The sequence below is a fragment of the Chryseobacterium indologenes genome (assembly GCF_001295265.1).
Classification (GTDB): Bacteria; Bacteroidota; Bacteroidia; order Flavobacteriales; family Weeksellaceae; genus Chryseobacterium; species Chryseobacterium indologenes_A.
Genome location: NZ_LJOD01000001.1, coordinates 340,923 through 350,302 on the forward strand (window position 1 = coordinate 340,923; position 9,380 = coordinate 350,302).

Genomic DNA, 9,380 nt, shown 5'->3' on the forward strand with positions numbered 1-9,380 from the left:
TAAGTTGTTTTTGGTTTTATCTGAGGTATGAAACGTATATAGATTATTCAATATCTACTCTCTACATCACGATATTATTCTTCGGAGCGATAGCGGGTGGAAGATCAGATTCGTCCAGCATATCTCTCATGTCAATTTCAATGGTACGGCTGATCTGGGTGATCGGCACGTCATTCGGGCTTCCTTCAAAGGGGTTTACAGAGGCTTCTCCCACACTGTCTAATGTATGAAAACACCATGTCACCAATAATGAGAACGGGATATTAAACCATAATGTCCAGCCTTCCAGTATTGTCCCGTCACCAAGCTTATCGAGTTCTTTCAATAACCCGAACGGAACAAAAAGGATGAAAAGCAACAAAAGATAAGTGGTAATCGAGGAAAAGTTTCTCGGATACGGAAAATTTTTAATCCTTTCTGCCTTCCCCTGATCATCGGTAAATTTTACCAGCTGCTGATTGATCTGCGTCCACTGGAAATCATTAATATCTCCTCTGGTGTATGCTTCTGAAAGATCCCTGCTCTGGGCAGCCATTAACTGAGTAGCCCTGTTTTTCTTGCTCAGAATATATTGAAGCTCATCTCCGGCAAGGTATTTTTTAAGCTCGTCTTCCAGTCTGGAGGTCCGTTCCGGAATATCATATTTTTGGGCATATTCATCAAACTGTGCAGTTCCCATGTTTTCCCAGGCCCTCGGCTCCCGGAGCTGAAAACGGAGTGCCGTAAGCCATGCATAATGACGGAGAAACATTTCTTTTACTTTTTGAGGATCTTTTGGGGTCAATGCATCCCTCAGAATATATCCGAAGCTTCTGCTGTTGTTGATGACGGATCCGTAAATCTGCCGGGCTTCCCATAGCCTGCTGTAGCTGGCATTATTTTTAAATCCTACAATGAATGCAACAGCAGTTCCCATAATAGCAATCGGCTGCCATGGTACTGAAAGAAATTTCCAGCCCAAAAAATATAATACTGTAGGAATTGCCGACAGTAATACTAAAGCGTAAATACTACGCCTTGTCCATTTCGCGAATTCGCGGGCTCCAAACCTTTTTCCTGCGTGCATATGTGTTTATTGTATTTTTGTTTCTGTTTATTGCTCACCAACAGTTTTTTTCTTCATCAGGCACCTTCAGGAATAACTGCCGGCATTAGTTTTTAGTAAAAGGAATATTATTATAAAAACCGATCTGAATCTGTCCGCGGTTTCTGTTTTCCTGGATCTGGTTCATATATCCGGCTTCAATCCTCATATTTTTATTTATTACATATCCCAATGCTCCATACACTCTGTTCCTGTCAAACACCGGACTGTCAAAATGCAGGAAAATTTCATTATAGACTGACGCATAAAGAGATTTCGGAAGCATTTCTTTCTGAGTAATAGGGATATTTAATCCTAACAGATAACGGAATCTCATTCTAAAATCACTTTCCAGGAAACGTTCTTCCAGACGGTACCGGTGCTGCAGATTAAAACGTCCGAACTTCTGTTTGGTGATATACTGCTGGAATATCCTGTGTTCAATATTTTCTTTCTTTTCGCCATTTACATAGGGCTGGCTTAAAATAAATCCGTATCCCAACAGCACATTGTTATTATTCTCGGTAAGGTCATATCCTACTCCTGTACGGATTAAGAGCTGTTCAAGGTCTCCCACTGCATCAAAGTTCCGGTACTGGATTTCATTGTGCCAGTTCAGCTTTTTACCGATCTTGTTATTTCCGAAATACATATACCATGCTCCCAGATCGTTCTTCTGTGCCCATGCACTTACTGATCCCAGACTTAATACTGTTAATGCCAGCTTCGTAAAAACCTTTCTCATAAATATCAATTACTATTATCTATCACACTAAACAAATTTAATACTTTAAATCAATAATAGCAAATGATATTTACCGGAAGGACCATTGAATCAGCCTGAGCTAAATATTTACTTATAAGCCCTGATGAAAAGAAGGTTTCATTAATCTTTGCCCGGAATATGTTCCAGCAGAACATCATTTCCTTTCTGGTCAAAATAGGTGCAGGTCATAGCATTAAGGTTCATTTTCCAGCCTTCAATTCCGTTTTCTGCACAATCATTACAGAAAGTAAGGTAATCAGTTTCTCCCTGCTGATGAAGTTTTAATCTTTTAATAAAGCTTTCAAGATTTACGATTCCTGAAACGCTTCTTATTCCGTCATCTTTTCCCCGTGTAGTGGCCATCTGGTTATCTTCATCAAAATAATCGGTATTTCCGTCAGAAATATAGGCCATATAATGGGAAACTCCCATTTCTTTCAAAGCCTTAATATATTGTGGGAAATCTGCACCGCTGCTTACTTTTTGGTGCTCTGCTTTAATATCATCAATGGTGAATTTCATCTTTATGGTTTAGGGTTTTATCTATGGCTTTTTTAAAAAGTCATTTATCAAATTTAAAAAATTTCGGGATGCAAATGTATGATAAAATAAAAACCGACAGATGGCCTGCCGGTTTATTTTTAACTATATTTCTAATACAAAATATTCATATTACGGATGTTGCTGCATCTTTGCAGGATCATCATAATTGACCATCCAGCCGATTCCGAATTTATCTGTGAACATCCCGAAATAAGCTCCCCAGAAAGTGTCTGCCATTGGCATTGTTACCTGTCCGCCTGCAGAAAGTCCTGCAAATAATTTGTCTGCCTCTTCTTTCGATTCTGCATTTACAGAAATGGAAAAATTATTTCCCGCCTTAAAACCGGAAGACCATTCTCCTCCTGTATCGCTTCCCATTAAAATGGTTTCTTTGGAAATAGGGAGAGAGACATGCATAATTTTGTCTTTGTCTCCTTCGGGAGTTTCTTTTCCGTCCATCGGAGGCATTTCTCCGAAAGTTCCGATGTAAGGATATTCACCACCAAACACTGATTTGTAGAAATCAAATGCTTCTCTGCAATTTCCGTTGAATGTAAGATAAACGTTTACTGTTGCCATGATTGTTTTTTATGAGTTAAGTTTTAATAAGTTTTTAAGAGGTTCAGACCCTTTCTTTTTTTGTAAAAAGGTTATCTGTGCTGATCGATCAGGATCATATTTCCATCCGGATCTTTAAGAAAAATATGCTCAGGTCCTGAGGTGGTTTCATCCACTGATTTATCAAGCTCAATTCCATTTTCTTTTAAATGCTTCTGAATCTCCCAGACATCGTCAAAAGATTCCAGATTATGAGCGTTTTCATCCCATCCCGGATTGAAGGTAAGCATATTTCCATCGAACATCGCCTGAAAAAGCCCGATCAATGTGCTCCCGTTTTTCATGATCAGATAGTTCTGATCCATATTTCCGCCCATGGCAGAGAATCCCAGCTTTTCATAAAAATCTCTGGATTTCTGAAGGTCTTTTACGCTTAAGCTGAGTGAAAATACTCCTAATCTCATATTGTCTTTGTTTTTAAAGCGATTTTACTTCCTATAAATACAAGGCCCCATACTGCAATCCCCAAAATCCAGAACCAGATAGGAGTAGGCAGGGACATCATCATATAAATTGTAATCATGAGAAAAATAAGACCACAAACAGCAGCGGATGTGTGCTTTCCATTGTCTGCTATTTTTGTAGCTGTATATCCGGAAACAAAAGCAGCCAGCGCATAGGCCAGAATAACGAAGAACAATGCCATAAAAGGGGCTGAGGCCACATATTCTTTCATGGCTTCCATATCATTATTGCCTGCTGCGGCAGGTCTTGGATAGAGCATGTGTCCTATCTTTTCCACGATGGTTATACAGATGATCCCTATAATGAGTCCTCCGGGAACAGCTAAGATTCTTCTTAACATAGTTATTGGTTTTTTAAGCGGGTTTTAAAGTCCAGTGTACCATCATAGCTTTTCCAGTCTCCCGTAAGTTCTATATCCTGATCTTCAATTTTTTCGGTTTTCTTATTCCATTTGAAGGTATAGGTAAATTTCCCTTTGAAAAGCCCTGAATGTTTTCCTTTATTTTCTTCTGCCAGCTCATATTCTCCAAATACAATTCCTTTTCTCCTGGCATCTTTATATTTGGTAATGATAAATTTCCCTTCGAATTTTGCATAATTATCATCAACAAGGGAATAACCGGAAACAAAATATTCCTGATCATTTTTCTTATTCTGCTCAGAAATGTTGATTTTCAGCTTTAATCCCTGCCCTTTGTCACCAATGGTTCCGGTGTAAGGTTTACTGCTGTTGAGCCAGACATTTGAAATATCCGGCATTTGTGCCCATGCAAAATTACAGGCAAGAATGAGGAGGTATAAAAGTTTTTTCATAAGTGTAAGTGAAGTTTAAACTCCAAACTGGGCTAAGTGATGGTTCAGATGTTTAGCAAACATATTATTCCATTCCTGGGAAGTAAGTTTTCCGAAAGAAAAGGACTCCTTGCCATCAAAGGCATCCGGACCCAGCTGCTGAGTTTTCTGGATAAATCCAATCAGCCTTTTCTTTTCTTCTTCGAAATTTTTTCTTCCGGAGATCAGAAACTGCGGAGCCGTAGGGGAATCTCTCGGATATGCCTTTTCTCCGACTACTTTGGGTTTTACAAAAGTCTTCAGAATAAATTTGGCGATAGCTCCCGGTTTTTTATGTTTTTCAGGTTCGTATACCATTTCATAAGATATACTGCAGTGTGCCAGCATCTGGTCTACTGTCATTTTCCCCCATAAACCATGGGTATCTTCTACCAATCTGTTTATTCTATCTATATAGTTCTGAGCATCTTTTGCATCAAATACATTTTCCATAGTCTGTTAAATTATCTGAAAGCAAATATATCAGTTTTTTCTTTTGATTGGACAGGGTGATAAAAAGTTGTTGATTGTTTTTAACTGAAAATTAACCGCTGAAAATTACAGACAGGCGAAAGTATTTAAATAAGGGCAGCCGACAACTGAAAATTTATACATCACTTATCTTTCTACTCTTCTATCTGCTGCGGAGCTGCCTTTTTAAAAATAAACCAGAGTTTAATTTTTAAAGCCATCCACCCTATCACGGCATATACTCCCAAAAGAATGCTCAGGTGCTGTAAGTAAGGATAGGTAAGTTCCACGGAGCCTTTCTGTATTAAAAGAATTTTGAATGCCTGAAGAAACGGGGTAAGCGGGATGATGTTTGCGATAAACTGTACAAAAGCGGGCATCGCACTTAACGGCCAGGTAAATCCACTGATAATAAATGCCGGTGAAGCAATGACCATCAGGATCTGTGTAGCTTTCAGCGCATCCGGGATAAGGATACTGATGAATACTCCCAAAAAGGATACTGACCCCACAAAAACGGACGTCAGAAGGATGAAGTTGAATATTCCTTCCGGCATCGGAACCCGGAATATCATATGCATAAAGTAGTAGATGCTTACAATAAGAATAGAAAATATCCAGATGGGGATTACTTTAATAAGCATTGTCGGGAAAGCCCATTTTTTCATTTTAAGGTATTCCTTTACAAAGGAACCTCTTTCAAACTCGGCAGCAAAACTTACCGCCATTGCAAGAAGGATGACCTGCTGCAGAACAACTGCCAGCATAGCAGGCCACATGAAAATCAGGTAATTTCCGGTAGTGTTGAAAAGGGTTATATAGTTAGCTTTGAAAGGTTCGTACTGGGTTGCAGCCTTGGTTGCAGGCATTCCGGCTTTCTGTAAAGCTTTTATGGAAGCTCCGGCAGAGAATGTTCCTATGGTCAGCTGTAGTGCTTTGGAAGCAAAGTTTGCCGTAAGAACATTTCCGGTATTGATGTATACATTGAGTTCGGGGTATTTTTTCTGGAGCATATCTGCTTCAAATCTGGACGGAATGACAACCACTGCCGCTGCTTCATGCCGGATCACCTCATCTTTCATGCTGAGCGGTTCCTGAACATATTTTATAATTCTGATGCTTTTGTTATCATCCAGCATATCCGTCAGCTGGCTGGACAAAGGTGTATTGTCTCTATCAATGACCAATACAGGTGTATTTTCAACTTTTCCGCTTTTATAAACGAATCCTAACAGGGTGGCATAAAATACCGGGGCCAGAAAAAATACGGTCCTTAAGGTAGAATTACCTATAAAAAGTCTGAATTCACGTTTTAAAAGCCGGAAAAATTCTTTCATCTTATTTCAGAATAACATTAGCATTGACTAAAATATTTTTAGCCTTATTCATATCTTTAGGTTTTACTTTGATCTCGTATACGGCATCCTGGAGCTGGTAATCCGGATAAGCGGTGGTAATATCTGCATATCTTGTCAGCTGTTTGATGTATACAATAGTTCCGGCCAGGTTTTCTTTATTGTAAACCACCTGCATATTGACTTCCTGTCCTTTTTTATATTTTGCAATGGCACTTTCGGGAACGGTAAACCTGAAATATGTGCTTTCCGGAATATAGCCGTTGAATAAAGCAAAACCTGCGGTTGCCAGCTCTCCCGTATTCAGGCTGATGGTTTCTATTTCCATATCATTGGTGGCAATTACATACCGCTCGGAATAAGCTACATTGGCTTCCTGAAGCGCTCCTCTTGCCTGTGATGCCTGTCCGGCTGCCATTTCCACTTTTTCTACGCGGGTTCCTCTTTTTACGTCATCCAGTTCCGCTACCACAGCATCATATTGTGCTTTTGCCCCCTGAAGCTTTGCGTATATTTCATCATGAGCCTGAGGAGACATCAGACTATCACGGAACATATTGTTGGCTCTTCTATAGGATTTCTGAGCAAATTCATACTGCTCTTTCAGGCCTTTATATTTTGCCTGAAGCTGTCTCAGCTGATCTGCAGTTGCTCCGTTCTTAGCCATTTGTTCCTGGGCCGTGGCCGCATTTACTGCACCCTGAGCCTGAGCTATTTTTGCAGAAACTTCCGGCACATCCAGCTGTGCGAGGGTATCCCCTTTTTTTACGGTCTGCCCTTCGGTAACATATATTTTAACAATTCTTCCGGTTACTTTCGGAGCAAAGGAGATTACGTCTTTTTTGGTTTTCCCTTCGGAATCGTTAAGATTTTCTTTTTTTTCACCACAGCTCCCTAATAGAAAAAGAGCTGCAAAGAGTATGGGTATATTTTTATGCATCGTTTTAAGGGTAAGGAGTTCATTAATAAAGTTTGGCCACATCCAGTTCCTGGGTAGATCTCATCAGTTCAATTCCGGCTCTTCTCTGGTTGAATACAGCGTTTTGATATTCAAGTTCTGCTGCTTCAAGATCATTTTCAGCATCAATCAGCTGGGAAGATTTGCTCATTCCGTACCTGAATTCTTTCTCCGCCTGCACCAAAGCATTTTTTGCCAGTTCTTTTTCTTTTGCTTTCAGCTCAATCTGTGCAGTGGCAATATCATAATTGGTTTGGTTGTTAGCCAGATTTAGGGTTAATTTTTTCACGGCATCTTCTTTTTTGTTCTGGAGGACTTCTTTCCCAATCCGTGCGGTTTCTTCTGCATGTTTTCCTTCTTTTCCGTCAAAAATTTCCCATTTGAAGCCTACTCCGGCAGTGAGCAACGGAAGGACATTTATGTTATTTGGCCGCCAGTCCAGCTTTGCCCCGCCGTAACCTATTTCCGGAATAGCAGGAATGATATTTTCAGAGGTTCTGATTCTACTGCCATAGAGCCCAATGTAATAAGCTGAAGCCATCAACTGTACTTTTGGAATCATCCACGTTCTTTCTGCTTTGATTTTGTAATCTGCAGCGGTAATTCCGTGTTCAAGGGCTCTGATTTCTGCTCTCTGTTCAATTCCTTTTTCAGGGGATATAAGATCTACAGGTGAAAGTACCGGATCAATCATTCTGAGACGATCTCTGCTGATACCGGTAAGAATATAAAGCTGGGTAAGAAGAAGCTCTTTTTTGCCTTCATATTCTACCATTTTAGCATTCAGTGTTGCCTGAGCCAGTTCTATTTTCTTATGATCGTACGGAGTAATGAGGCCGTAACCTAGAGCTTTATCTGCTGTTTTTCTGTTGATATCCAGCCTTTTTTTGCTTTCATCCAGTACTTTTTTAGACTGATGAATTAATGCCAGCTGATCATAGGCTTTGGAAATACTGGCCACCACATCATCTTTTGTTTTTTCCAGAAGAATATCTTCGGATATTTTCTTTTCCTCAACCGCTTTTTTCATGTATTTCACCTTACCGCCTGAATAGAGGAGCATTTTAGCTTCTGCTTTGGCAATTCCGGAGAAACCGGATATATTGAGGTTGTTATTAAAGCTGCCTTCCGGAATGTTGATGAAAGGTCTGAGGTTAATTTCCGGCGATGTAAGTCTGGTGGTTGCATTAAGATACCCGACCTGTCCGCTTACTTCTAATGTAGGCAGAAAGATGTCTTTCAGTTTGTGTTCGTCAAGATCGGTGAGTTTATTCTGTGTGATCTGCATTTTCAGATCAGAATCGCGAACCATGGCACTATCCAGCAGCTCCTTAAAATCAGGGGCAGACTGTGCCCAGCCAAAAGCAGGGAAAGCCAGAAAACTAAACGTAAAAATCAATAAATTGTTTTTCATGGTTTATGTTTATAACAAATATAATGCAAAAAAATGTTAATTCGTTGCCGATATACATCAAAAATGAGTGAATTTAAAATACGTTTAAAATACGTTTAGTTTTAACACCTTATTTAACATAACTATAGAGCAATTGTTTAATTTTAATTTAAGAGATGTTTTAAAGGAAAAAAAATCAGTTTTTGTAAACGCAAAGCTTGATGTAGGGGTAATATTGATTTTTAAGGGAGCTTTTTTTGACTTGATGAAGCGGATGTTTTTTTGTTGATAATAGCTATAAAAACAAACCTCCCCACATTTCTGCGGGGAGGTTTTTATGTACTGCTGTTCAGATTATTTCTGATTATTTCTGAACGGCTGTCTTCATTTTGGCATCAGGGCGTAAAACTCTGTAACGTACTTCTAAATCTTTCGGTACGTAGAATACTAACGGCAGCTTGCTGTTGTATTGTACGATCTGCGGCTGAAGGGTTACAAATTTTTTCGTAAGCTTCTTATCAGGGCAAGCCATTAGTGTTCCGCCTGTTTCTCCGTTAGATTCTACTTCATAGTAGTTGTACCCCCATCCCTGAAGGTCCTGGGTTTTCACATTTCCCATCAGGAAGTATTTGTTACAGTCTAACATTTTTTCAGCACCTACAAAGAATTCTACTTTTAAATCTGCTTCATTTTTTACAACAGGCAGCTGAACGTACACCTGCTTGTATCCTTCTTTAGCTTTTGGGAACATTTGAATTTCCAGCTTCTCAAACTTTTCAGCCTTCTTTTGTGCGAAAGCATTTACACCTGCAAGCATTACCAATCCTGTAATTAAAGTTTTTGAAAATCTCATTTTGTTTTATTTTAAAATTTTACTACTTCCCTATAGCCAAAAA

Annotated in this window: 12 protein-coding genes; all 12 read right to left on the reverse strand. The window is 39.4% G+C overall.

From position 1 onward, the window contains the following. Positions 1 to 61: 61 nt before the first annotated feature. Positions 62 to 1,066 carry a bestrophin family protein gene (locus tag AOB46_RS01495; RefSeq protein WP_062696271.1) on the reverse strand — a complete coding sequence of 335 codons (1,005 nt, stop codon included), beginning with the start codon at positions 1,064 to 1,066 and terminating at the stop codon, positions 62 to 64. 85 nt (positions 1,067 to 1,151) lie between these two features. Further along, the gene (locus tag AOB46_RS01500) at positions 1,152 to 1,829 is read right to left on the reverse strand and encodes a DUF2490 domain-containing protein (protein ID WP_062696272.1); all 678 of its coding nucleotides are present in this window, start codon (positions 1,827 to 1,829) and stop codon (positions 1,152 to 1,154) included. 141 nt (positions 1,830 to 1,970) lie between these two features. Then, positions 1,971 to 2,372 carry a DUF1398 domain-containing protein gene (locus AOB46_RS01505; protein ID WP_062696273.1) on the reverse strand — a complete coding sequence of 134 codons (402 nt, stop codon included), beginning with the start codon at positions 2,370 to 2,372 and terminating at the stop codon, positions 1,971 to 1,973. Positions 2,373 to 2,522: 150 nt separating this feature from the next. Next, positions 2,523 to 2,972: a VOC family protein gene (locus AOB46_RS01510; RefSeq protein WP_062696274.1), complete on the reverse strand. Its 450-nt coding sequence runs from the start codon at positions 2,970 to 2,972 to the stop codon at positions 2,523 to 2,525. Positions 2,973 to 3,043: 71 nt separating this feature from the next. Further along, a complete protein-coding gene (locus tag AOB46_RS01515) occupies positions 3,044 to 3,415 on the reverse strand; it encodes a VOC family protein (RefSeq protein ID WP_062696275.1) in 372 nt (123 codons plus the stop codon). Then, complete coding sequence (locus AOB46_RS01520) at positions 3,412 to 3,816, reverse strand: hypothetical protein (RefSeq protein WP_062696276.1); 405 nt, start codon at positions 3,814 to 3,816, stop codon at positions 3,412 to 3,414. The genes AOB46_RS01515 and AOB46_RS01520 overlap by 4 nt, the downstream gene beginning before the upstream one ends. A 2-nt stretch (positions 3,817 to 3,818) precedes the next feature. Beyond that, a complete protein-coding gene (locus tag AOB46_RS01525) occupies positions 3,819 to 4,289 on the reverse strand; it encodes a hypothetical protein (RefSeq protein WP_062696277.1) in 471 nt (156 codons plus the stop codon). Positions 4,290 to 4,304: 15 nt separating this feature from the next. After that, positions 4,305 to 4,760 carry a DUF1569 domain-containing protein gene (locus tag AOB46_RS01530; protein ID WP_062696278.1) on the reverse strand — a complete coding sequence of 152 codons (456 nt, stop codon included), beginning with the start codon at positions 4,758 to 4,760 and terminating at the stop codon, positions 4,305 to 4,307. Positions 4,761 to 4,933: 173 nt separating this feature from the next. Continuing rightward, the gene (locus tag AOB46_RS01535) at positions 4,934 to 6,115 is read right to left on the reverse strand and encodes an ABC transporter permease (protein WP_062696279.1); all 1,182 of its coding nucleotides are present in this window, start codon (positions 6,113 to 6,115) and stop codon (positions 4,934 to 4,936) included. Position 6,116: 1 nt separating this feature from the next. Beyond that, entirely contained in the window at positions 6,117 to 7,073 is a 957-nt protein-coding gene (locus AOB46_RS01540; protein ID WP_062696777.1) for an HlyD family secretion protein, read from the reverse strand. Between the two features lie 22 nt (positions 7,074 to 7,095). Continuing rightward, positions 7,096 to 8,505: a TolC family protein gene (locus tag AOB46_RS01545; protein ID WP_062696280.1), complete on the reverse strand. Its 1,410-nt coding sequence runs from the start codon at positions 8,503 to 8,505 to the stop codon at positions 7,096 to 7,098. Positions 8,506 to 8,848: 343 nt separating this feature from the next. Further along, the gene (locus AOB46_RS01550) at positions 8,849 to 9,337 is read right to left on the reverse strand and encodes an ecotin (RefSeq protein WP_062696281.1); all 489 of its coding nucleotides are present in this window, start codon (positions 9,335 to 9,337) and stop codon (positions 8,849 to 8,851) included. Positions 9,338 to 9,380: the final 43 nt, after the last annotated feature.